General features: G+C 37.9%; 20 protein-coding genes and 1 tRNA gene. 10 read left to right on the top strand and 11 right to left on the bottom strand.

The window, feature by feature from the left end:
• Positions 1 to 57: 57 nt before the first annotated feature.
• From ACK4HO_RS09815 to ACK4HO_RS09805, 3 genes are read right to left on the bottom strand one after another with little or no spacing between them, the layout of a single operon-like run.
• Positions 58 to 1,197, bottom strand: a complete 1,140-nt coding sequence (locus tag ACK4HO_RS09815; protein WP_409665324.1) for an efflux RND transporter periplasmic adaptor subunit — start codon at positions 1,195 to 1,197, stop codon at positions 58 to 60.
• Between the two features lie 10 nt (positions 1,198 to 1,207).
• Positions 1,208 to 2,551: a TolC family protein gene (locus ACK4HO_RS09810; protein WP_409665321.1), complete on the bottom strand. Its 1,344-nt coding sequence runs from the start codon at positions 2,549 to 2,551 to the stop codon at positions 1,208 to 1,210.
• Between the two features lie 10 nt (positions 2,552 to 2,561).
• Complete coding sequence (locus tag ACK4HO_RS09805; RefSeq protein ID WP_409665319.1) at positions 2,562 to 3,155, bottom strand: TetR/AcrR family transcriptional regulator; 594 nt, start codon at positions 3,153 to 3,155, stop codon at positions 2,562 to 2,564.
• Between the two features lie 148 nt (positions 3,156 to 3,303).
• Here ACK4HO_RS09805 and ACK4HO_RS09800 point away from each other — a divergent pair, with 148 nt between their 5' ends.
• Together ACK4HO_RS09800 and ACK4HO_RS09795 are read left to right on the top strand one after the other, a co-directional pair.
• Positions 3,304 to 4,278, top strand: coding sequence for a polyprenyl synthetase family protein (locus ACK4HO_RS09800; RefSeq protein WP_409665316.1), 975 nt, complete (start codon positions 3,304 to 3,306; stop codon positions 4,276 to 4,278).
• Between the two features lie 81 nt (positions 4,279 to 4,359).
• The gene (locus tag ACK4HO_RS09795) at positions 4,360 to 4,710 is read left to right on the top strand and encodes a hypothetical protein (protein ID WP_409665313.1); all 351 of its coding nucleotides are present in this window, start codon (positions 4,360 to 4,362) and stop codon (positions 4,708 to 4,710) included.
• On the opposite strand, the gene ACK4HO_RS09790 is transcribed toward ACK4HO_RS09795, so the two are convergent.
• A complete protein-coding gene (locus ACK4HO_RS09790) occupies positions 4,707 to 5,093 on the bottom strand; it encodes a hypothetical protein (RefSeq protein WP_409665311.1) in 387 nt (128 codons plus the stop codon). The two genes, ACK4HO_RS09795 and ACK4HO_RS09790, sit on opposite strands and share 4 nt — an antisense overlap.
• A gap of 3 nt (positions 5,094 to 5,096) precedes the next feature.
• Complete coding sequence (locus ACK4HO_RS09785; RefSeq protein WP_409665309.1) at positions 5,097 to 5,645, bottom strand: hypothetical protein; 549 nt, start codon at positions 5,643 to 5,645, stop codon at positions 5,097 to 5,099.
• A 116-nt stretch (positions 5,646 to 5,761) separates the two neighbouring features.
• Here ACK4HO_RS09785 and ACK4HO_RS09780 point away from each other — a divergent pair, with 116 nt between their 5' ends.
• The 3 genes from ACK4HO_RS09780 (at position 5,762) to ACK4HO_RS09770 (ending at position 11,231) form a co-directional block, all read left to right on the top strand.
• Positions 5,762 to 8,530: a 2-oxoglutarate dehydrogenase E1 component gene (locus ACK4HO_RS09780; RefSeq protein WP_409665307.1), complete on the top strand. Its 2,769-nt coding sequence runs from the start codon at positions 5,762 to 5,764 to the stop codon at positions 8,528 to 8,530.
• Between the two features lie 94 nt (positions 8,531 to 8,624).
• Positions 8,625 to 9,845, top strand: coding sequence for a 2-oxoglutarate dehydrogenase complex dihydrolipoyllysine-residue succinyltransferase (gene odhB / locus ACK4HO_RS09775; RefSeq protein ID WP_409665375.1), 1,221 nt, complete (start codon positions 8,625 to 8,627; stop codon positions 9,843 to 9,845).
• 156 nt (positions 9,846 to 10,001) lie between these two features.
• Positions 10,002 to 11,231: a TCR/Tet family MFS transporter gene (locus ACK4HO_RS09770; RefSeq protein ID WP_409665305.1), complete on the top strand. Its 1,230-nt coding sequence runs from the start codon at positions 10,002 to 10,004 to the stop codon at positions 11,229 to 11,231.
• A gap of 37 nt (positions 11,232 to 11,268) precedes the next feature.
• Here the strand turns inward: ACK4HO_RS09770 and ACK4HO_RS09765 are convergent, their stop codons facing one another.
• The gene (locus ACK4HO_RS09765) at positions 11,269 to 13,635 is read right to left on the bottom strand and encodes a T9SS type A sorting domain-containing protein (RefSeq protein ID WP_409665303.1); all 2,367 of its coding nucleotides are present in this window, start codon (positions 13,633 to 13,635) and stop codon (positions 11,269 to 11,271) included.
• A gap of 64 nt (positions 13,636 to 13,699) precedes the next feature.
• Positions 13,700 to 14,137 (bottom strand): retropepsin-like aspartic protease, encoded by a 438-nt coding sequence (locus ACK4HO_RS09760; protein WP_409665301.1) that lies wholly within the window; start codon positions 14,135 to 14,137, stop codon positions 13,700 to 13,702.
• Between the two features lie 104 nt (positions 14,138 to 14,241).
• Here ACK4HO_RS09760 and ACK4HO_RS09755 point away from each other — a divergent pair, with 104 nt between their 5' ends.
• The 5 genes from ACK4HO_RS09755 (at position 14,242) to ACK4HO_RS09735 (ending at position 18,245) form a co-directional block, all read left to right on the top strand.
• Positions 14,242 to 15,012 carry a TatD family hydrolase gene (locus tag ACK4HO_RS09755; protein WP_409665299.1) on the top strand — a complete coding sequence of 257 codons (771 nt, stop codon included), beginning with the start codon at positions 14,242 to 14,244 and terminating at the stop codon, positions 15,010 to 15,012.
• A 63-nt stretch (positions 15,013 to 15,075) separates the two neighbouring features.
• Positions 15,076 to 16,212: a 1-acyl-sn-glycerol-3-phosphate acyltransferase gene (locus ACK4HO_RS09750; RefSeq protein WP_409665296.1), complete on the top strand. Its 1,137-nt coding sequence runs from the start codon at positions 15,076 to 15,078 to the stop codon at positions 16,210 to 16,212.
• Positions 16,202 to 17,230 (top strand): asparaginase, encoded by a 1,029-nt coding sequence (locus ACK4HO_RS09745; protein ID WP_409665294.1) that lies wholly within the window; start codon positions 16,202 to 16,204, stop codon positions 17,228 to 17,230. The genes ACK4HO_RS09750 and ACK4HO_RS09745 overlap by 11 nt, the downstream gene beginning before the upstream one ends.
• A 59-nt stretch (positions 17,231 to 17,289) precedes the next feature.
• Positions 17,290 to 17,376 (top strand) — tRNA-Ser (locus ACK4HO_RS09740).
• 173 nt (positions 17,377 to 17,549) lie between these two features.
• Positions 17,550 to 18,245 (top strand): porin family protein, encoded by a 696-nt coding sequence (locus ACK4HO_RS09735; RefSeq protein WP_409665292.1) that lies wholly within the window; start codon positions 17,550 to 17,552, stop codon positions 18,243 to 18,245.
• On the opposite strand, the gene ACK4HO_RS09730 is transcribed toward ACK4HO_RS09735, so the two are convergent.
• From ACK4HO_RS09730 to ACK4HO_RS09715, 4 genes are all read right to left on the bottom strand, one after another.
• Positions 18,240 to 18,845 carry a hypothetical protein gene (locus tag ACK4HO_RS09730; RefSeq protein WP_409665290.1) on the bottom strand — a complete coding sequence of 202 codons (606 nt, stop codon included), beginning with the start codon at positions 18,843 to 18,845 and terminating at the stop codon, positions 18,240 to 18,242. The genes ACK4HO_RS09735 and ACK4HO_RS09730 overlap by 6 nt on opposite strands.
• 12 nt (positions 18,846 to 18,857) lie before the next feature.
• Positions 18,858 to 20,324: an RNA polymerase factor sigma-54 gene (gene rpoN, locus ACK4HO_RS09725; RefSeq protein WP_409665288.1), complete on the bottom strand. Its 1,467-nt coding sequence runs from the start codon at positions 20,322 to 20,324 to the stop codon at positions 18,858 to 18,860.
• A gap of 125 nt (positions 20,325 to 20,449) precedes the next feature.
• Positions 20,450 to 21,895 (bottom strand): asparagine--tRNA ligase, encoded by a 1,446-nt coding sequence (asnS, locus tag ACK4HO_RS09720; RefSeq protein ID WP_409665286.1) that lies wholly within the window; start codon positions 21,893 to 21,895, stop codon positions 20,450 to 20,452.
• A gap of 62 nt (positions 21,896 to 21,957) precedes the next feature.
• Positions 21,958 to 24,378, bottom strand: coding sequence for an efflux RND transporter permease subunit (locus tag ACK4HO_RS09715; protein WP_409665285.1), 2,421 nt, complete (start codon positions 24,376 to 24,378; stop codon positions 21,958 to 21,960).
• Positions 24,379 to 24,519: the final 141 nt, after the last annotated feature.

Raw genomic sequence — 24,519 nt, 5'->3', positions numbered from 1 at the left:
TATTAGATTTAGATTTTAGATATTAAATTTTGGATATTTGATATCTAGTATTTGATATTAGAAATTTAATTTCATTCCGTCTGAAATGTTGTTTACGCCTTCCGTTACAATGATATCTTCAGAGGATAATCCGCTCAATATTTCAGTTACATTATCAGATGATTTTCCAACAGTTACAATTACTTTTTTAGCCGTTCCGGTTTTGCCGTTACTTCCGGTTACTGTGAAAATAAATTTGTTGCCTTCTCCGTCTTCTTGTACTACATTGGTTGGTACTACAACCGCTTTTTTATTGGTATAATCAATGATTTTTAGCTTGGCTACTTGATTTGGGCGTAATAAATTATCCGGATTTGGAAGTCCAACTTCAATACCAAAACTTCTGTTGTTTGGATTGATGAAATTCCCAACTTGGCGAACTTTCCCTTTGTAAGTTTTGTTCAAAGAAGACAAGAAAACATCAACTTGATCACCCACTTTTAGTTTTCCAATATAGGTTTCAGGAACTGTTGTGGAAACATACATATTGCTTAGGTTTACAATTCGCATCAAACCTTGTGGACTTGGTGCTACTACTTCTCCTTTTTCTACAAAAACTTCGTCGATAGTTCCGGTGAATGGAGCGCGGATAACTGTTTTAGCCAATTGTGCTTTGATTTGTGCTACACTTTTTTGAGCCGAAATCATTTGCGTTTGTGCTTGTAAGTACTGAATCTCCGAACCGATTTTTTTGTCCCAAAGATTTTTTTGTCTTTCAAAAGTAGTTTTGGCCAAATTGTATTGGTTTTCGGCACTGGCCAATTGTTGGCTCATTCCGCCATCATCAACGCGACCTAAGATTTGTCCTTTAGATACTTTTTGTCCGGCTTTAACAGTTAAAGAGGTTAAAGTCCCGCTGAATTCCGGTTGTACCAATATGTTTTCTTTGGTATCAACACTTCCTTGAATGTCAAGATAATGATTGAAAATAGTGTCTTTTACCGTCATTACCGAAACCAAAGCTTCTTCTTTTTTCACATCTAAGGTGGCTAAAGCTTCTTCGATTTTAGTAATTTCTCCTTGCAATGCCGCTTTCTTTTCCTGCAATGCTTTTACATTTTTGGTTTCAATCATTTTATCGATTGACTGAGCGTTTTCTTTGTTCCCACAGGCAGCGATTACAACGGCTAAAAGGGAAAGTATAATTGTCTTCTTCATGGTGTATAGATTAGTTTTTGTTGATAATTTTTTCAAGAGTTGCTTTTTTATTGATGATGTTTACCATCGATTGTAGGTAGTTTTGTTGTGCAGTATACAATTGTCTTTGTGCTTCACTGAAGTCAAAACTGGAAGACAAGCCTTCGGTAAATTTGATTTGTTGCTTTCTTTCGATGCGTTCGGCCAAATTCAAATTGCTTTTAGAAGTAGCATATTCTTCAATGCTAAATTCGTAGTCGCTTTTGGCTCTTTCGTATTCTAATTTTAATTGTTGTTCTGTTTGAGTCAGTTGGGTTTTGGCTTGTTCTAAAGCAATTTTGGCTTGTTGTGTTTTAGCACTTCTTCCGAAACTGCTGAAGATTGGCACATTTAAACTCACACCCAAATTGGAGAAGTTGTTCCATTTTTGGTCACTGCCGGTAAAATTAAACTCATTGGCAAATGAATTGTAACCAAAATTTACAGCTGCAGCCAAGGTTGGCAAACCTTTGCTTCTTTGCAATTTTAATTCTAAAGATCTTTGCTCTTGGAAATTGGTTGCCATTTGATAATTGATGTTGTTCGTTACAGCAAATTCCCCTTTACTAAAAGCCAAATCTAAATTGGAAGTCGAAAGATTATCCAATTTGTCGGTTAGTTGTAAGTCGGTATCAATGTCTATTCCTAACGTTAGTTTTAACATTTTATACGCAACGTCCTGCAGTCTTTTGGTGTTGTTTAAGTTACTGTTGATAGACGCCAAAGTAATCTGAAGTTGCTCTACATTTTCTTCTTCAATTAAACCGTTTTTATAAGTTTCTTCAGTATCGGTAAGGGTTTTTGATAATGTAGCCTTATTTTTTTCAAGAATAGCAACGCTTTCTTCGGCCAGTAACACATTACCATAAGCATTGATTACCATTTCACGGATTTCGGTGTTGTTTTTTTGCTTAGCATTTTCATAGTATTTCAAATACGTTTTTGAGGCTTGAAGCGCTACTATGTATGAACCGTCAAAAATCAATTGACTTAAGGTTGCTGCAGCATTCATGCTGTGTTTGGTTCCAAAAGCAAAGGTCAATACATCTGTCGGATTTCCGCCAAATGGACCACCGCCTGCAGCACCTTGTTGGGTCAATTCAAAATTATTGACATAATTCACGCCGGCGTTAATTTGTGGTAAACCTGCAGCTGTTGTTTCCCATTTTTTCTGCTTGGCAACGTCAATATCTCTGTTGGCATTGATGGCTGAATAATTGTTTTGTAAAGCATGGTCAATCGCTTGTTGCAGACTGAAAGAATAGCTTTGCTTTTGGTCTTGTGCTTGTAATGCGCTCACAAACAAGAGCAGTGTTATTATTAATTTGTTTTTCATAGATTGATGATTATATATTTAATTTTAAGTGTTTTTCAAGTTCTGTAATTCCTTCGGCTGTTGCAATGGCTCTGGTGTGGTATTCAAGTGCTTTGGCTTCGAGTTCGTAGGCGTCTTTTTCCAACATGGTGTTTTCGTTAATGGAAAAAATGAGGGTGTAGTAAAATTTTACGGCTGCTTCAATATCGGTTTCCTTTCGGTATAAGCCTTCTGCAATTCCTTTTTCGATGTTTTGACGAAACATGTGGCTACAATCTTCAATTTCGTTGGCCATCATTTTTTCGTAAATTTCAGGATAATGCTTTTTGAGTTGATAGGCCGGAGATTGATCAAAGGATTGAAACATTTGCTTAAACATTTCTCTCATTTGGAAATTTTCAGCGATGGCATTGTGATTTTGAGCCATAACTTCATCCATCATAGTATGAATTTTTTGATGAACTACTTCCGTACCTTCTTCTATTAGCTTTTCTTTATTGCTGAAATATTTATAAATCGTTTTTTTTGAAATACACATTTCACACGCAATATCATCCATCGTAACGCTCTTGAAACCCAGTTTCAAAAACATGTCTGTTGCTTTTTTGATGATTTTATCTTTCATTTCTGTTAAAATTTCTGGGGCAAAAGTAAGATGGAAACTTTAAACACTAAAATAGTTTCCATAGTATTAACGTAAATTTAACATTGGAGAAAAAAGCACCTTTTTGTAAAGCGGTGAGAATAACCTAAATTAGCCGAAAATATTTTTCATGCGCGCCATTTCAGAATACCAAGACATCATAGTTGCCCATTTTAATACCTTGACTCTCGAAAAAGAGCCCAATAATTTATACGAACCGATTCGATATATACTGTCGTTGGGTGGCAAAAGATTGCGTCCGATATTGACTTTAATGGCCGCCGAAGTTTTTGATGCCGATTGCCAAAAAGCCATACAAGCCGCAACTGCAGTGGAAGTTTTTCATAATTTTTCGTTGATTCACGATGACATTATGGATGATGCGCCGTTGCGAAGAGGAAATGAAACCGTACATGAAAAATGGAATCTCAACACAGGAATACTATCCGGCGATGCGATGTTGATTTTGGCGTACCAATTTTTTGAAACGTATGAACCGAATGTCTTTAGAGATTTGGCCAAATTATTCAGCAAAACGGCTTTGGAAGTTTGTGAAGGCCAACAGTATGATGTCGATTTTGAAACCCGTGATGATGTTACGATTCCGGAATATTTGAAAATGATTGAATACAAAACCGCTGTTTTGGTTGGAGCCGCCATGAAAATGGGCGCCATTGTAGCCGAAACTTCAACTGAAAACGCCAATGCGATATACGATTTCGGATTGAATTTAGGGATTGCGTTTCAGTTGCAAGACGATTATTTAGACGCTTTCGGTAATCCGGAAACCTTTGGGAAGCAAGTTGGTGGCGATATTATTGAGAATAAAAAAACCTATTTATACCTAAAAGCTTTAGAATATTCAAAAGCGGAAGAGAAAGAGCAATTGCTGCATTTATTTTCCATTCAACCAAGCGACAATACCGATAAAATCAATTCGGTGAAACAAATTTTCAACCAAACCGGTGCGAGTGATGCCACACAAAGTGCCATTCAAGACTATACTTTTAAAGCCTTTGAAACTTTGGAAAAAATGAATATCAGCGAGGATAAAAAAGTAGTTTTGAGAGCTTTCGGAGATAAATTGATGAGTAGAAACGTGTAAAAAAAGTGTTCAGTAATCAGTTTCTAGTGTTCAGTTTGAAATCTGCCATGAGAAATCATTAATCTTAAATCTGAAATCAATTTGTTTGTAGCGCCTATATCAACCGACCAATTACTTTCGGAAGCCGAGAAAGAAAACTTGTACTCAAAACTTATTGAGCAACTTAACAAGGATTTCAACTTTGCCAACGAGCCGATTGATTTTCCGCAAAGCACTTCGCCTTACGAATTGAAAGTACAAATCCACGAAAAAATCTATCGCTTAATTCAATACAAATACGCCGAATTACTCAATCTGCTATACATCATAGACGTGCCCGAAGAAAACATCAAACAATTGGATGGTAGCGACACGGTTGAACTGTCCGAACAAATCGCCTTTTTGGTTTTGAAAAGAGAATGGATGAAAGTTTGGTTTAGAAATAAATACTAAATCTTCCCAAAAAACAAGTTTAAAATCCCGCTGATAATCCCGCTGCCCAAATCGGAAACCCCATTCGGATTGAAAGAATCTATTTTTGTTCCGTCAAAATTATAAATCGGAAACGACTTGGTATTGCTCAAATAATATTGGTTACTAACATTGACATAATGGTCATTCATTTGCGTCATCGGATTGTAAACAGTCAACAAATACTTATCGGTATAATTTTTTTTATCCGAAAGAGTCAAGTTAAAAGAAATATCTTTTAGGCTAAAAGTGGGTTTATTCGAAGAAAATTGGCCGTTGGTTTTACCCAATACAAATGAGACAGGATTCTGTGAAAATCCAATAAAGCTCAAAAGCAAAAACAATAAACAAAATAGCTTTTTCATATCTTAAAAATAAACTCTTACAAATGGCATAAACGCATCGCCATACAAATCTTTGTCTTTGTCAAAAAGCAAATTGAATCGCGCACCAATCGTTACATTATCGGCACGATAACCACCACCAACATATAAACCGGTATTCCAAAAACTTCTTTTTACATTATCATACAAATCGTCATAAGTGGTGTTGACATGCACTTCTTCCAATTCTAACGACAACTGAATTTCCTCAATCGGGTTGTATAAACCAACCAAACTTCCCCCAATCACATTGGAAGAATAGAAATTCTTTTGCTTCAAACGACTGTATTGCAATCCGGTACCCAAAGCAAAGTGCTCATTAAAATTATAGATGGCACTCGGCGCAATGGTAATATCGGTAAAATCATTGCCTATGGCTACACCCAATCCGCCACCAAATTGTACATGATCCCAAAAGCTTTCCTTTTCTGCTTTGGTTTGGGTTTGCTCTTGTGAAAAACCGGTAAATGGAAAGATTAAAAACAGTATTAATAAGGCCGACTTAGCTAATGTTTTGAAAGTATTCTTTTTCATAGAAATGTATATAGTTAATTAGCGTTATAAATGTACTAAAAACATTGAAAGATTATTACAAATGTCATACTTTTGCAACTGATTTTCTAATATAAAGATTATTTACTGATAAAATCATGGATAGGTTTTCCTTTTTAAACGCAGCACACACCGAATTTTTTGCCGACACCTACGAACAATACCTTCAAAATCCAGATAGCGTAGAGCCAAGTTGGAGAGCCTTTTTTCAGGGTTTCGACTTTGGAATGGCGACTTACAATGAAGAGAATGCCGTGACGGAATTGGCCAATTATGCTGCTAATGTTCCACAAAACGGACAGGTTTCGGACAAATTACAAAAAGAGTTCAATGTGTTGAAATTGATTGACGGTTACAGAACCCGAGGTCATTTATTTACCCAAACCAATCCGGTTCGTGACAGAAGAGTTTACGAGCCGAATTTAGATTTGCAAAACTTCGGTTTGTCTACGGCTGATTTAGAGACGGTTTTTGATGCGGCCAAAATTTTAGGAAAACAGCCTTCCACTTTAAACCAAATTCTGGCTCATTTGAAAAGCATGTATTGCCAACACATCGGTATTGAATACATGCACATGGAAAATCCAATTTATGTGAATTGGGTGCAGGAAAGACTTAATAAAAATGACAACCAGCCAAGCTTTGACGCGGAACAAAAGAAACACATTTTAGGTAAACTAAACGAAGCCGTTTCTTTCGAAAATTTTTTGCATACTAAATATGTTGGCCAAAAACGTTTCTCACTTGAAGGTGGCGAAAGCGTTATTCCGGCTTTAGATGCCTTGATTGAAACAGCTGCTGAAAAAGGCGTAGAACATTTCGTAATGGGAATGGCGCACAGAGGAAGATTGAATACGTTAGCCAATATTTTTGGCAAAGCCACACAGGATATTTTCTCCGAATTTGACGGAAAAGATTACGATAAAGAATATTTTGATGGTGATGTTAAGTATCACTTAGGATTAACCTCAGAAAGAAAAACCCAATCGGGTAAAAAAATCAATATCAATTTGGCCCCAAATCCATCTCACTTGGAAACTGTTGGTGCCGTGATTGAAGGCATTACCCGTGCCAAACAAGACAAATATTTCCCGGAAGATTTCTCCAAAGTATTACCCATTGCCGTTCACGGTGATGCGGCTGTGGCCGGACAAGGAATCGTTTACGAAATCGTGCAAATGGCGCAATTAGACGGTTACAAAACCGGTGGAACGATTCATATTGTAATCAATAACCAAGTTGGTTTTACGACCAATTATTTAGATGCACGTTCGTCAACGTATTGTACCGATGTGGCCAAAGTGACTTTGTCGCCAATTCTACACGTGAATTCAGACGATGCGGAAGCAGTAGTTCACGCTATGTTATTTGCCTTGGATTTCAGAATGGCATTCGGAAGAGATGTTTTCATCGATTTATTGGGTTATAGAAAATACGGGCACAACGAAGGCGATGAACCTCGTTTCACCCAACCACTTTTATACAAATTGATTGCGCGTCACAAAAACCCTAGAGATATTTATGCTGAGCAATTAATCACAGCCGGAATTGTAGACGTAGCTTACATCACCAAAATAGAAAACGATTACAAAGCCAAGTTAGATGAAAATCTACAAGCTTCCCGCAAAAAAGATTTGACGATTATCAAACCATTTTTACAAGATGCCTGGGAAGGTTTTGTCCAAGTTTCGGATGACGAAATGTTGAAAAAAGTAGATACGACTTTCGATAAAAAGAAATTAGACGGCATCTTAGAAACCATTTCAACTTTACCTACCGACAAAAAATTCATCAGCAAGATTTCCAAAATTGTTACCGATAGAAAAACGATGTACAATAATGACGTTATCGATTGGGGAACAGCGGAAACGTTAGCTTACGGTTCATTATTGACCGAAGGTTACGACGTTCGTATCTCAGGTCAAGACGTTGAAAGAGGAACTTTTTCGCACCGTCATGCAGTAGTAAAAGTAGAAGACAGCGAAGAAGAAGTAGTGCTTTTGAATACTTTAAAAGACCAAAAAGGGAAGTTCAATGTATTCAATTCCTTCCTTTCAGAATATGGCGTTTTAGGGTTTGATTACGGTTACGCCTTAGCCAATCCAAACGCGTTAACGATTTGGGAAGCACAATTCGGAGATTTCTCCAATGGTGCCCAAATCATGATTGACCAATACATTTCGTGTGGTGAAGACAAATGGAACAACCAAAACGGAATCGTATTGTTGTTGCCTCACGGTTACGAAGGACAAGGAGCAGAGCACTCTTCGGCGCGTATGGAGCGTTACTTACAGTTGTGTGCGAAACACAATATGTACGTAGCGGATTGTACTACGCCTGCGAATTTCTTCCACTTGTTGCGTCGCCAAATGAAAACTAAATTCCGCAAACCGTTGGTGGTATTCTCGCCAAAAAGTTTGTTGCGTCACCCATTGTGCGTTTCCACTCGTGAAGACTTGTACAAAGGCAGTTTCCAAGAGGTGATTGACGACACCATCGACAAGAAAAAAGTAAAAACCGTGGTTTTCTGTACCGGAAAATTCTATTATGATATTTTAGCCGAAAGAGAAAGTTTAGGCAGAAATGACGTAGCTTTGGTACGCATCGAGCAGTTGTTCCCGTTACCGGTTGAACAATTGAAAGCTGTGATTGCCAATTATCCGAATGCCGACGATTTTGTTTGGGCACAGGAAGAACCGAAAAACATGGGCGCTTACAGTTATATGCTAATGAATTTCGACTTGGTGCCATGGCGATTGGCTTCGTTAAAAGCTTATGCCGCTCCGGCTGCAGGAAGTCATACGCGTGACAGAAGAAGACATGCTGATGCCATTAGAATGGTATTCGACAAGAATTTATTCAGATAATTATTTGGAGTTTAATCCCGCTGCAACCTGCCTGCTGGCAGGCAGGTCGGGGCTAAAAAAAGATAAACAAGAACAACACTATAAAATTACAAACATGATTTTAGAAATGAAAGTGCCTTCACCGGGCGAATCGATAAAAGAAGTAGAAATTGCTACATGGTTAGTAAAAGACGGCGATTATGTAGAAAAAGACCAAGCCATTGCTGAGGTTGATTCTGATAAAGCAACGTTAGAGTTACCGGCAGAAGCCAGCGGAATTATCACGCTAAAAGCAGAAGAAGGTGACGCAGTAGCCGTAGGCGCTGTAGTTTGTTTAATCGATACTGATGCGGCAAAACCAAGTGGTTCAGCTTCGGCAGTAGAAGTTAAAGCAGAAGCACCAAAAGCAGAAGAGAAAAAAGTAGAAGCTCCAAAAGCAGCTCCAGTGGCAGCAACTTATGCGGCTCAAACACCATCTCCGGCAGCGAAGAAAATATTAGATGAAAAAAGCATCCAACCTTCTGACATTGTTGGAACAGGAAAAGACGGCAGAATCACTAAAGATGATGCTTTAAATGCTGTGCCTTCAATGGGAACACCAACGGGTGGAACCCGTGGTTCAGAAAGAACAAAATTATCCATGTTGCGTCGTAAAGTAGCGGAAAGATTAGTTTCTGCGAAAAACGAAACCGCGATGTTGACTACCTTCAACGAAGTAGACATGACCAATATCTATGCGTTGCGTGAACAATACAAAGAGGAATTCAAAGCCAAACACGGTTTAGGATTAGGCTTTATGTCTTTCTTTACTAAAGCCGTAACGCGAGCTTTACAATTATACCCGGATGTTAACTCCATGATTGACGGACAAGAGAAAATTTCTTATGATTTCTGCGACATTTCAGTAGCGGTTTCTGGACCAAAAGGTTTGATGGTACCGGTAATGAGAAATGCTGAAACTTTGTCTTTCAGAGGCGTTGAAGCGGAAATCAAAAGATTAGCGATTCGCGCACGTGACGGACAAATCACGGTTGACGAAATGACCGGAGGAACATTCACTATTTCAAATGGTGGTGTTTTCGGAAGTATGTTGAGTACGCCAATTATCAATCCGCCACAATCTGGAATCTTAGGAATGCACAATGTAGTGGAAAGAGCCATTGTAAGAAACGGTCAAATCGTTATCGCTCCGGTAATGTTTGTAGCCTTGTCTTATGACCACAGAATCATCGATGGTCGTGAGTCGGTTGGATTCTTAGTAGCGGTAAAAGAAGCTTTAGAAAATCCGGTGGAAATTTTGATGAATAACAACCCTAAGAAAGCTTTAGAGCTTTAGGGTTTCTACCTGCCTCGGATGAGGCGCCTATATATTAAATCCCGTTTGTTATTCAAGCGGGATTTTTCGTTTATTTGCATACTGCGTGAGTGATTGGAGCGAGTACCGCGTACTGCGGAAAGCACGGCCCAAAGGGACACGCCCAAAAAATAAGCTATGAAGAAAAACCAAAAAGAAGCGGCGATAGGATTTATTTTTATCACGATGCTGATTGATATCACGGGTTGGGGCATTATCATTCCGGTAATCCCTAAATTAATTTCCGAACTCATTCAAGCCGATATCAGTGAAGCGGCAAAATATGGCGGATGGCTGACTTTTGCTTACGCGATAACGCAGTTTGTTTGTGCGCCTTTGATTGGGAATCTGAGTGATAAATTTGGCCGAAGACCGATTATTTTAATTTCGCTTTTTGCCTTTTCCTTAGACTATTTGTTGTTGGCTTTTGCCCCAACGATTGTATGGCTTTTCATAGGAAGAATTATCGCAGGTTTAACTGGCGCGAGTATTACCACAGCTTCGGCATATATTGCTGATGTCAGTACGCCTGAAAATAGAGCCAAGAATTTCGGCATGATAGGTGCTGCTTTTGGATTAGGCTTTATCATTGGTCCGGTGATTGGTGGATTGTTAGGGCAATTTGGTTCGAGAGTACCATTTTATGCGGCTGCTGCTTTGTGCATGCTGAACTTTTTATACGGTTATTTTATTTTACCCGAATCGTTATCCAAAAAGAACCGTCGCGAATTTGAATGGAAGCGTGCCAATCCCATAAATGCCTTACTAAACCTAAAAAAATATCCTTCTATAATCGGACTGGTTATTGCGATTTTCCTTTTGTATGTTGGTTCCCATGCGGTGCACAGCAACTGGAGTTTCTTTACGATGTACCGTTTCAATTGGGATGAAAAAATGGTAGGTATTTCCCTTGGCGCAGTCGGATTGTTGGTTGGAATTGTTCAAGGCGGATTAATTCGATGGACGAGTCCAAGATTAGGAAACACCAAAAGTATTTACCTCGGATTGTCTTTGTATACAGTCGGTATGCTATTATTTGCTTTCGCCACTGAGAGTTGGATGATGTTTGCCTTTTTGGTTCCGTATTGTCTCGGTGGAATTGCCGGACCGGCATTGCAATCTGAAGTTTCGGGAAAAGTTCCGGCTAACGAACAAGGAGAAATTCAGGGAACATTGGCGAGTTTGATGAGTGCCTCCGCTATTATTGGTCCGCCGATGATGACCAATACGTTTTACTTTTTTACCCATGACGAAGCGCCGTTTCAATTGCCAGGAGCGCCATTTATTTTAGGTAGTTTCCTAATGCTGATAAGTACCTTGATTGCTTATTATTCTTTGCATAAAAACAAAAAATCCCAAACACCGTAATAGGTCTTTGGGATTTTATTTTTGGAAATTAAAAAATTTATTCTTTAATAATTTTTATTGTTTTTTCTTGACCTGCACTGATCGCTTTAACAAAGTAAAGGCCTTGGGTCAACTCTGATAAATTGATTTCAGTTTGGATATCGTTCACTTTAACCGATTTCACTTTTTGTCCTAAAACTGAATAGATTTCAATTTTGTTTATGATTGACTCACTTGAAATGGTCAAATTGTTTTTTACCGGATTAGGGTAATACTCAAAGTCCATCGCTGTAAAATCAGGATTGCTCAACTGTAAGACAAACTCGGTAGTCCAAGTGTTGGTAACAATTGCCGGATTGAAATCGAAATAAATATTGGCGGTATTTGGTATTATGTCGCCAATAGCATAACCCGGTTTTGGCTTGACTTGGAACACGATATAACCATGACCAATCACTGAATTCCCGGGAATAGACGGTTCTAAATTAACGCCATCAAAACGCCAAGTCAAATTGCTTCCCACTCGGTCTAACACATAAGGATGACTGGCGGTAACCATTCGAACAGTAGTTTCATCAAGGTCGGCATCTAAAACATCGTTGACTCTGATGTTAATTGCTTCAGCTGTTCCTGTGTTTTCAAATCGAATGGTGTAGGTCAGATAATCATTGGCACTGAAAGTGGAATGTTGTATCTGTGGGCCATGACTTTCGGCCTTATCATTCGGGTCATAAGAACCTACTATAGTTTGTGTTAAACTGCTGCTGTTATTATTGACATTAATATCATTGGAAGGAATAGAAATGGAAGCAGTATTGGTAACCAAATCACCCAGATTAACCGTTGGGATAGTTGGCACTAGCATGTTAACTATCATTGTTCGTGATTCTCCAGGTAATAAATTGGTGAAATTGTATGTAAATCCATTAGCTGTTGGGGTTGAGCCTGACGGTGCAACAGAAAGAATACTCACGTTACTGGCTTTAGTAAAAGTAACTGTTCCGCTTGCAATGGTTTGATTGCCGTAGTTGAAATAAGTGATGTAATTTTCATAAGTGAATCCCGGTCTTGGTGGAATCCAACCGTAAACGTTTATACCCAAATCGCTGTAAGGAATTTGAGTTACGGCAAAATTATAAGTCACTATTCCCGAACCGTTAGCCACAGTTACATTAGAATAAGAAGCGGGAGCTACCGAATATTGTAAAGTGTAAGCCGGAGAAATGGTATAACCAAAATCATAACTGTTGGTCGGATTGGTTTCATATAAATAATGTATGCCGTTGGAGGAAATAATATTGTGAACAGTACCATTATCATTCAATTGGTATTGGAAAGAACCATAAAGAAAATTAGGTTCTCCGTTCTCCTGAGTACCATTGCCATTGTAATCTATGAAGGCGTTCAATTGGATACCATTTGCGATGTTTAAGTTTTGGGTATCCGTAGTGGTTACACTAATCGGATTTCCGGATAGCGTTCCGTTGGTTTGAACAGCAACGACTACCGAACCATTATTGATGTCTTCTTGGGTAATGACATGAACTCCGGTATAAGTAGTATTGTTATTCGCACTCGGATTCAGAAGCGGAATCGGCGGACCGCCATTAATATTGACTTCTGTACTGGAAACAGAAATATTAGAGACAGCCGTACTGCCGATATTGGTAATTGAATAAGTATAATTGACGACATCGCCAACATTAGTAATGCCATCGGCGTTAAAATCCTGATAAGTGCTGTTAATAGTGGTCAATAGGGAATTAACTACTGTGATGATTGCAAAAGTACTAACACAATTATTTGGGCCACTGCCGATACAATAGTAATAGTCTATATAGTAATCCCCAGGTGGCGGATTACTAATCACTAAAATATTGGCAGTAGCGGGATCAATGGAAAAATAAGTAGATGCCGTAGAAGATATTTGTTGAATATTTACATCACTAATACTAATTGGAATGCCCCCTAAAGTATCGTTAGACAATACATTTTCTAAAACAATTTGAGGCGTTGATAAACCGGTTGAAATTGTAACAACGTCACCGTTGACAACAATCGGCACTGGATTTACTGTCACATATGCAAAGGCAGCATCGCAGTTTCCCGGATTGCTAATTTGACAAATATTATAGTAGATTTCATAATTACCCGCAGGCGCTCCTGGGTTAACTACAACAGAACCATTGGGTTGTAATGAAATTTGTGCTGACGATGAAATTTGTGTTAAAGTCACTTCTGACAACGTAACCGGAATTCCGTTTAAAGTATCATTTCCCAACACATTTTGTATGGCAATTTGTACTGTGTTAGAATTGGTTACGGTTCCGGCATCATTATTAGCCACAATTTGACCATAGGAAGTTTGACTAAAAAACAATCCGAAGATAAAAAGCAGCAGTAAGTAAGTGTATTTTTTCTCCATGAGTAAAAGTTTAAGTATCAAATGTATGGAATTTAATTGTAGGAAATGTTAAATCTGAAATATCTTATTTCAAATACAAACAATGATTGTAGTAATCAATAATCGCTTTGCCTTCCAACAAAACATCAGCACCAATTATCCCATCAACCGGTTTGGCTTTGTATTGCGTTAAGGCTTCATTTACATGGCTCATGTCGAAAATAATTAAATGGAGTTCTTCCGTTTTCCAGCGACCAATTTTTAAAGCATTGTTCTTGGCAATCTTGGTCATCATCCCGGTTCCGCCGGCACCTGAAGCTTTGGTTTTTGATTTTCCGGCTTTAAGGTTGAATTTTTCAATACTCTCAAAACCAACACAACTGTTAGAAGCGCCGGTATCTAAAATAAAATTCCCAGAAACCCCATTAATAGTAGCTTTAATCAGCAAATGCTGGGTTTTAGAAACTTTGAAATTGATTTTCTTGTACTTTTCTTTTCTCAGTACTTCCTGCAGGTTTTTCATAGTGTTGTATTGATTCTCAAATGTAATCTAAAATCCATTATCCTAAAAAATTATCCATAAACTTAGTACCTTAGCGCCTCAGAACCTTAGTGCCTTAAAACCCAATGATTTTAACCGATACGCATACGCATCTTTATTCCGAAGAATTTCAAAACGACCGAACTTCCATGATTCTGCGGGCCATCGATGCCGGTGTTTCCCGTTTTTTTGTGCCGTCCATTGATTCGACTTACACCCAAAAAATGTACGATTTGGAAACCCAATTTCCCGACAACATTTTTTTAATGATGGGCTTGCATCCGTGTTATGTTAAGCCGGAAACGTATCAGCAAGAATTAGCGCATGTGGAAACTGAGCTGGCCAAAAGAAAGTTTTACACCGTAGGCGAAATCGGAATCGATTTGTATTGGGACAAAACCACTTTGGGAATCCAACAGGAAGCGTTTCAACGCCAAATCCAATTGGCTAAAAAATATAAATTAGCCATAAACATTCACTGTCGCGATGCTTTTGATGAAGTTTTCGAAGTCTTGGACGGTGAAAAGGCAAGCGATTTATTCGGTATTTTTCATTGTTTTACAGGTGATTTGGGTCAAGCCCAAAGAGCCATCGGCTTGAACATGAAACTCGGAATTGGTGGAGTTGCGACATTTAAAAACGGAAAAATTGACCAATTCTTAAACGATATCGATTTACAACATATTGTCTTGGAAACCGATTCGCCTTATTTGGCTCCGGTGCCATTTCGAGGCAAGCGAAACGAAAGCAGTTATACTAAATTGGTCGCCGAAAAATTAGCCCAGATTTACCAACTTCCCATAGAGGAAATCGCCCGAATTACGACAGAAAATTCAAAAGCCATTTTTGGGATTTAACGAAGAAATCGTCATAAATTAACTTTTTTTTTGTTCTTTTGTTCCTCAAAATTGAAAGATTCAATGCAGAAATTCGATTCTATTCGTCCGTATTATGATGCCGAGGTAAATGAAGCCATTCATACTGCAGTCAATCATCCGATGATGAAAGCGTTAATGGGTTTCACATTTCCGGAGGTGGACGAAGAAGTTTGGAAAAGCCAACTTCTAAAAACGCACTCCATCCGTGACTTCCAGTGTAATTTTATTTATCAAGCTGTACAAAAAGTACTTAAAAAAAGCTCAGAGGGTTTAACCACTTCAGGTTTTGAAAAATTACAACCCAATACATCGTATCTTTTTATTTCCAATCACAGAGATATTATCTTGGATACGTCTTTGTTGAATGTTGCTTTGTTCGATCACGGATTAGTGATGACCGCTTCAGCCATTGGAGATAATTTGGTACAAAAATCATTTTTGAAAACCTTGTCAAAACTGAACAGAAACTTTTTAGTTCAACGGGGTTTGTCACCCAGAGAATTGCTCGAAAGTTCCAAATTGATGTCGGAATACATCGGTCAGTTATTGCTACGCGAAAATCGTTCAGTATGGATTGCGCAACGCGAAGGAAGAACCAAAGACGGAAATGACGCCACGCATTCAGGAGTATTAAAAATGCTCGGAATGGGTTCGGATGAAAAAAGTTTGATGGACTATTTTAAAAAATTAAAAATCGTTCCGGTTTCTATTTCATATGAATACGATCCGACTGATGCGCTGAAAATGCCACAGTTAATCGCGGAAGCCAAAAACGAAATTTACATCAAAGAAAAAAACGAAGATTTTGTGACGTTATTAAGTGGAATCATTGGCCAAAAGAAACGCATTCATATTCATATTGGCGATATTTTAGACAAAGAATTGGATGCAATCGCTACAGAATTCGACAATAATAACAAACAAATTCAAGCTTTGGCACAAGCCATAGACGATTCTATTTTGCAGAGTTATATGTTGTGGCCAACCAATTATATCGCTTATGATTTGTTGCACAAAACAGAGAAATACACAGCTTTTTACACTGAAAACGAAAAGTCACTTTTTGAAAGAAGATTGGAGATGAAAATTGATGAAAACAATCCGCAAATGTTGGAAAGTTTCTTGGCGATGTATGCCAATCCTGTAGTCAATAAATCCAAATATCATAATGCAATCTAAACCTAATATATTGCTGATTTATACCGGTGGTACTATCGGAATGATGAAAGATTTTGAAACCGGCGCGTTGAAAGCTTTCAACTTTAAAAAGTTGTTGCAAAAAATTCCCGAAATCAAACAATTGGATTGTAATATCGAAACCATTTCTTTTGAAAAACCCATAGATTCTTCAAATATGAATCGCGAAAAATGGGTAACTATTGCCAAAATCATTGAAGACGGTTACCAAAATTTTGATGGTTTTGTGGTACTTCATGGTTCAGATACAATGTCGTATTCGGCTTCAGCCTTGAGTTTTATGCTCGAGAATCTGAACAAACCTGTCGTGTTTACCGGTTCTCAATTGCCTATCGGAGATTTAAGAACCGATGCCAAAGAGAATTTAATTACGGCTATTCAAATAGCTTCTTTGCAACAAAAAGGAAAGCCGGTAATTCAAGAAGTGTGTTTGTATTTTGAATACAAATTATACCGTGGCAACCGAACGACGAAAATCAATGCCGAACATTTTAATGCGTTTACTTCGCCCAATTATCCACCATTGGCAGAATCAGGCGTGCATTTGACGATTAATACGAATACGGTGCTCAAAAAGCAATCGACTAAGAAATTAGTGGTCCACAAAGAACTCAATAATGACGTCGTGATTGTAAAAATGTTTCCGGGAATAAATGAATCTGTTTTAACAGCTATTGTTTCTATTCCCAACTTAAAAGGGATCATTTTGGAAACGTACGGTTCCGGAAATGCGCCAACCGAAGATTGGTTTATCCAGATTTTAAAGAAAGCCATTAAAAGTGGTTTACATGTAGTCAATGTGACACAATGTTCAGGCGGAAGTGTAAATATGGGTCAATATGAAACCAGCACACAACTCAAGAAAATAGGGGTAATTTCCGGTAAAGACATCACTACAGAAGCTGCAATAACCAAATTAATGTACTTACTTGGGCAAAATGTAGCACCAACGGTTTTCAAAACTATTTTTGAGACTTCTTTGCGTGGCGAAATGCAATAACAAATTGCCAAACTAACTTTTTTTACTGAAAAAATTTGTTGTTCTTTGCAACTCCAAAAAGAGAGGTGTCCGAGTGGTTGAAGGAGCAAGCCTGGAAAGTTTGTATGTGGGTAACTGCATCGTGGGTTCGAATCCCATCCTCTCTGCGATAAAACCGAAGCTATGCTTCGGTTTTCTTTTATATGAAAAAAATGGAAAGTTCACTTTCTAATTTTTTTCATATAAAAGAAAACAGCCTTTGCAATAGCAATCACTGCATTTAATCCCTTTTGTTTTTTCAGCCTAAATGATGTACTTTCGCTTACAGAATAAATCAATTATGCGCATCAAACTCCTCATTTCGGTTTTTTTTATAACGCTGGGCAGTTTTGCTCAAGATGTTGACAAAGATTTTGATGCTCCAGATTCACTCTATCGAGAAGATCAATTTTATCTAAATATTACTTACAACACATTACAAAAACGTCCGGAAGGCTTGAAACAAAATAAGCTTTCTCCGGGTTTGGCTCTTGGTTTTTTGCGCGATATGCCTTTGAATAAAAAGCGAACGGTTTCTTTGGCGGCCGGATTAGGGTATTCTTTAGCCATTTACAACCAAAACATGGGCATTATCGATGTTGGAAATGTAACCACTTACAGCATTTTAGATCCCGATAATATTACTTTTTCCAAAAACAAATTATCCCTGCATTATGTTGATGTGCCTATCGAATTCAGATGGCGAAATTCAACGCCGGAGAGTCATAAGTTTTGGAGAGTTCATATGGGCTTAAAACTGAGTTATCTTTTTTATGACCAATATAAATTAGAATCTTCCCAAGGAAATGTCGGGCAAACTAATTTAGCCGATTTAAACGATTTACATTACGGAGTTTACCTAACCACAGGATGGAATACTTGGAATTTATATGCTTATTTTGGTTTAAATCCTTTGTTTAAATCTTCTGCCAAAATAGACGGGCAATCTATAGACATGAATACGGCCAATTTTGGTATTATGTTTTACATTTTATAGCCAAACATAAAGCAAACCTATTTGAGGCAGTAAACCGCACAAAAAGCCAATTAACAATTCTTTGTTAGAATGGGCTTTCATAACCAATCTTGAAGAAGCTACCAATCCGTTGAGAATCACAAAAAGTGCCATTAGGTTGATTGTATTGATTTCGTTTTTTAGACTCAAGCCAAAGATAAAAACAGTCAAAGCACTAATGCCAATCATATGAATGCTGGCTTTTATTTTGGCATACAACAATAAAAAAGCAAAAATAGCACTCATTATGCCTCCCAAAAAGAAAAAATACAAAGCCGGAAACCGATCAATGGTTATACTTTTTTGAATCAATATGGAAAGCAAAGCAATGTGCAGTATCAAAGGGATTTTGCGGTGAGAAATATCTGAGAGCATGATGCTGTCTATCTTTCCAAAGGTTCTAAGTAAGTAGAAGAAAGCAATCGGCAGCAAAAAAGTAATGATGATAATTTGTAAAAACAAGATTAAATATTGCGCCAGAGTAAAGTAATGTCCTTCCAATAATACATAAAAAACGGTTCCCAATAACGGAACGAAAATAGGATGGAAGGCATACGAAAAAAAGGGAAGAAATTTTTTCAAAGTGATTTGGTTTTAAATCTTCTTCCTCATTCTAGCCACTGGAATATCAAGTAATTCTCTGTATTTAGCAATTGTTCTTCGCGCAATCGGATAGCCTTTTTCTTTTAGAATATCGGCCAATTGATCATCCGGAAGCGGTTTTGATTTGTCTTCTTCTTCGATAACAGTTTTCAATATTTTTTTGATTTCCAGTGTTGAAACATCTTCACCTTGGTCATTTTTCATCGCTTCCGAGAAGAATTCTTTGATAAGTTTTGTGCCGTAAGGCGTATCGACATATTTACTGTTCGCCACACGAGAAACCGTAGAAATATCCAAACCAACCATATCGGCGATGTCTTTTAGAATCATCGGCTTTAACTTGGTTTCTTCGCCGTCTAAGAAGAATTCTTGTTGGAAATGCATAATCGCATTCATCGTCACAAAAAGCGTTTCTTGGCGTTGTCGAATCGCATCAATAAACCATTTCGCAGAATCCAATTTCTGCTTGATAAATTGCACGGCATCTTTCTGTGAATGCGATTTGTCACGCGAGTCTTTATACGTTTGCAACATTTCCTGATAATCCTTTGAAACGTGTAGCGTTGGAGCATTTCTGCCGTTTAAAGTCAGTTCCAATTCGCCGTCTACAATTCTGATGGCAAAATCTGGAACGATTTGTTCTACTACACGACTGCTACTATCAAAAGAACCGCCCGGTTTTGGGTTCAGTTTTTCGATTTCCTCAATGGCTTTTTTCAAGCGTTCTTGGGTAATCTCGTATTTTTGAAGTAACTTTTCGTAGTGTTTTTTGGTAAACGCATCAAATTGGTTTTCAAGGATGTCAATCGCCAATTCTACATATTCCGCAGGTGTTTTGTGTTTTAATTGCAACAATAAACATTCCTGCAAGTCACGTGCTCCAACACCTGAAGGTTCTAATTCGTGGATGATTTGCAATATTTTTTCAACGACTTTCTCATCGGTATAAATCCCTTGGGTAAATGCCATGTCGTCAACCATATCCGGAATACTTCTGCGCAAATAACCGTCGTCATCGATACTTCCAACCAAGAACTCGGCAATTTCACGTTGCTCATCCGACAAGATAAAAGTATTCAACTGATTGATTAAATCTTGGTGAAAACTTACCGGTGCTGCAAAAGGCATTTCGCGGTCATCGTCATCATCACTATAATTATTAGATTGTAATTTATACTCAGGCGTTTCGTCGTCGCTTAGATATTCATCGATGTTGATTTCAGTATCGATGTTCTCACTGCCTTCATAATCATCGTAATCATCTTCATTGTTGTCAAACTCATCCTTCTCATACAATTCCTCCTCATCTTTACCACTTTCCAAAGCAGGATTTTCCACCATTTCCTCTTTCAGCCTTTGTTCAAAAGCCTGCGTAGGCAATTGAATTAACTTCATCAGCTGGATTTGCTGCGGAGATAATTTTTGAGAGAGTTTTAGATTTAGAAATTGTTTTAACATTTTTTATAGTTGCTGAGTGACTGAGCCGCTGAGTGACTTAGTTTCCTCTTGATTATAGATTAAAATTCATCAACATATATTTTTAAACTTAGTGACTCAGTAACTTAGTTACTTAGGCACTCAGATTAAAATTCTGCATTCTGCGGCGTTCTCGGAAACGGAATTACGTCGCGAATATTAGTCATTCCCGTTACGAAAAGCACCAATCTTTCAAAGCCTAATCCGAATCCTGAATGGACAGCCGAACCGAATCTACGGGTATCCAAGTACCACCACAATTCTTCTTCATCGATACCAATCGCTTTCATTTTTTCGACCAAAACATCGTAACGCTCTTCTCTTTGTGAACCACCAACGATTTCACCTATTCCCGGGAATAAGATATCCATCGCGCGAACGGTTTCTTTGCCCGGTTCTGTATTGTCATTCAAACGCATGTAAAACGCTTTAATTTTCGCCGGATAGTCGAATAATATTACCGGACATTTAAAGTGTTTTTCTACTAAGAAACGCTCGTGCTCACTTTGTAAATCTGCACCCCATTCTTCGATTAGGTATTGGAATTTCTTCTTTTTATTTGGAGTAGAATCTCTTAAAATATCAATCGCTTCGGTGTAAGATACGCGTTTAAAGTCATTGTTCAACACAAAGTTCAATTTCTCTAACAAAGCCATTTCGCTTCTTTCTGCTTGTGGTTTTTGTTTTTCTTCGTCTAACAATCTTCCTTCTAAGAATTTCAAATCATCGGCACATTTATCAACCGTATATTTAATCACATACTTGATAAAATCTTCCGCCAAATCCATGTTGTCGGTCAAGTCATTGAACGCTACTTCAGGCTCAATCATCCAAAATTCCGCTAAGTGACGAGAAGTATTTGAATTCTCGGCACGAAACGTTGGTCCGAAAGTATAAATCTGACCCAAAGCCATCGCGAAAGTTTCGCCTTCCAATTGTCCGGAAACCGTTAGGTTGGTATGTTTTCCGAAGAAATCTTTTTTGTAATCGATGTTGCCTTCTTCGTTTTTAGGCAAATTGTCTAAAGGCAAGGATGTCACTTGGAACATTTCGCCTGCGCCTTCAGCATCGGCACCCGTAATCACCGGCGTATTGACATAGAAAAATCCTTTTTCCTGAAAATAGGAATGCACTGCAAAGGACAATACCGAACGCACACGCATAATCGCTCCGAACGCATTGGTTCTGACTCTCAAATGGGCATTTTCTCTAAGGAATTCCAAAGAGTGTTTCTTAGGTTGCATCGGGAATTTCTCCGCGTCGCAATCACCTAAGATTTCTAATTGGGAAACCTGAATTTCATATTTCTGTCCGGCGCCTTGGCTTTCAACTAATTTTCCGGTCAAAGCTACAGCCGTTCCGGTGTTGATTCTTTTCAAAGTTTCTTCCGGTGTGTTTTCAAAATCGACTACACACTGCAAGTTATGAATAGTTGAACCATCGTTCAACGCGATAAATTGATTGTTTCTAAAAGTTCTTACCCAACCTTTTACGGTTACTTCATAATTCGATTGCTCGCTGCCTAGTAAGTCTTTAACTTTTGAATGTTTCATTTAAATATCAGATATTAAATTGTAAATATTTAGATTGTCTATAATCTAAACGCAAATATAAATTATTTATTGTTTTTTTCTAACTCATCAATCTCTTCGTCGGTATGTTCCAAGATATCGATGGTTGGTTCGGGTAATTCTTGTTGGTTGGCCAATGTTTTGTTCAACGTCAATACTAATGATGGTAACAAAACCAAATTCGACAACATGCCGAAGAACAAGGTCAAAGCCACCAAACCTCCAAGCGCTATTGTTCCGCCAAAGCTCGATAACATAAACACCGAGAATCCGAAGAACAAAATGATCGAAGTATAAAACATACTCGTTCCGGCATCATCAAAAGTAGCATAAACCGATTTCTTGATTTTCCAATCGTTTCGCGATAATTCCAATCGGTATTGGGCTAAGAAACGCAAAGTGTCATCAACCGACATTCCGAAAGCGATTCCGAATACCAATAAAGTCGATGGTTTTAACGGAATGCCTAAAAAGCCCATCAATCCTGCGGTCATTAACAAAGGCAATAAATTCGGAATAATCGAAACCAACACCATTTTAAACGAACGGAACATAATCGCAACCAATCCGCCGGTTAGGAAGAAGGCAAACAATAGCGAAGAAAGCAAGTTGTCCAATAAATATTTGGTTCCTTTTTGAAATACCGAGGGCTTTCCGGTGATGATGACTTCATATCGTTCCGATGGAAAAAGTTTATCTACTTTATTGCGAATGTGCGCTTCAATAGCTTCCATTCTTTCGCCGTTTTCATCTTTGATAAAAGTGGTCATTCTCGCCACACTTCCATCCGAAGAGATGTAACTTTTCAGCTGATTGTCTTTAGAATTTTTCAGCGAATTTTTGATATACGGCAATAAAAACATTTCCTCATTAGGCGAAGGCAAAGTGTAAAAATCAGGATTGCCGTTATAGTAGGCTTGGTTAAAACTTTTGGCAATATTGACTATCGATAACGGTTTAGAAAGTTCGGGAATATCAGTAATCGTTTGTTCCAAATCTTCCATTCTTCTCAAATTGGTGAGTTTCATGGCGCCGTTTTTCTTTTTGGTATCAATCATGATTTCCAAAGGCATCACACCGTCAAATTCTTTTTCGAAGAAACGAATGTCTTCATAAAAAGCAGTGTTTTTTGGCATGTCTTCAATGATACTACCAGAAACTTTTATTTTTCCGATGCCCACAATACCAAAAACCAACAAACAAATCGCCGTGATATAAACACCAATACGATTGTATTTTACCGTGTTTACAATCCATTTCAAAAATTTTGTCAGTGATTCTCGTTCCAAATGCCCCAGGTGTCTCGGAATTGGCGATGGAATGTAACTGAAGAATATCGGAATCAATAATAAACTCAAAGTGTAAATCGCCAAAATATTGATAGTGGTTACTACACCAAACTCTCTCAACAACACATTATTCGTAGCAATAAACGTAGCAAAACCAACTGCTGTCGTGATATTGGTCATCAAAGTCGCCGTTCCGGTTTTGGTAATTACGCGTTGTAAAGCTTTGGCTTTGTTCGAATGTTTATGGTATTCTTGATGGTATTTATTGATAAAGAAAATGCAATTCGGGATTCCGATTACGATGACTAAGGTTGGAACCAATGCCGTCAAAACGGTGATTTCATAACCCAAAGCGCCCATGATTCCGAATGACCACATTACGCCTATAATCACTACGATTAACGAAATTAAAGTCGCGCGGAACGATCGGAAAAAATAGAAGAAAATGAGTGAAGTAATCAATAAAGCGGCACCAATAAACAAACCAATTTCGTCAATAATAGTCTTTGCATTCAGCGTTCGGATATAAGGCATGCCCGAAGTGTGTAAATCTAAATTCGTCGCCTTTTTAAATTTGTCAATCGCCGGAATCAAGTCGTTTAAAACGTAATCTTTTCGGGCTTTTGTGTTGACAATTTTTTTGTCTAAATAGATTGCCGAACGAATCGCCCCGGTTTTTTTGTTGAATAGTAATCCTTCGTAGAAAGGCAATTTGGTGAATAATTCGGTTTGAATTTGCTTCAGGTATTGCTCGTCCTGAACTTTACTTTTATCCACCAAAGGTTTCAATTCGAAAGTTTCTAAGGAATCATTTTTCGTCAGTTTTTGCAAATTGTCTACCGAAACCACTAAAGTAACTTCTTTATGCGATTTGATTTCGGTCATCAGTTCGCTCCAAGCTTGGTAAACTTTTGGGGTAAATAATTTTTTGTCTTTGGTAGCAATGACAATCAGGTTGCCTTCTTCGCCAAAGTGATTTAGGAATTTATTGTAGTCAACGTTTACTTTGTCATCGGCCGGAATTAAGTTGGCTTCCGTTTGGGTAAATCGGATATTTTTCCACTGAAAAGCTAACAGTATTGTAATTAAGATGATGCAGCCCAAAATAACAATTCTGCTTCTCAAAATAATTCGGGCGATTAATTCCCAAAAACCAATACCTAACAACTTTTTCATAAAACCTAAAATGGGTTGCAAAGGTAATCAAAACCTTAAAATTTTCAGGTTGATTTGGGCAAAGTTTTCTTTAATTTAACAGTGATTTGCGAATGAAATTTAAATAATTGTTATTAGCTGAAAAAAATCAAAAAAAATAGG

Source organism: Flavobacterium sp. (assembly GCF_046296355.1).
GTDB lineage: Bacteria > Bacteroidota > Bacteroidia > Flavobacteriales > Flavobacteriaceae > Flavobacterium.
The sequence above is the reverse complement of the archived record's forward strand: the minus strand, read 5'-3'. Positions and strand labels throughout refer to the sequence as shown.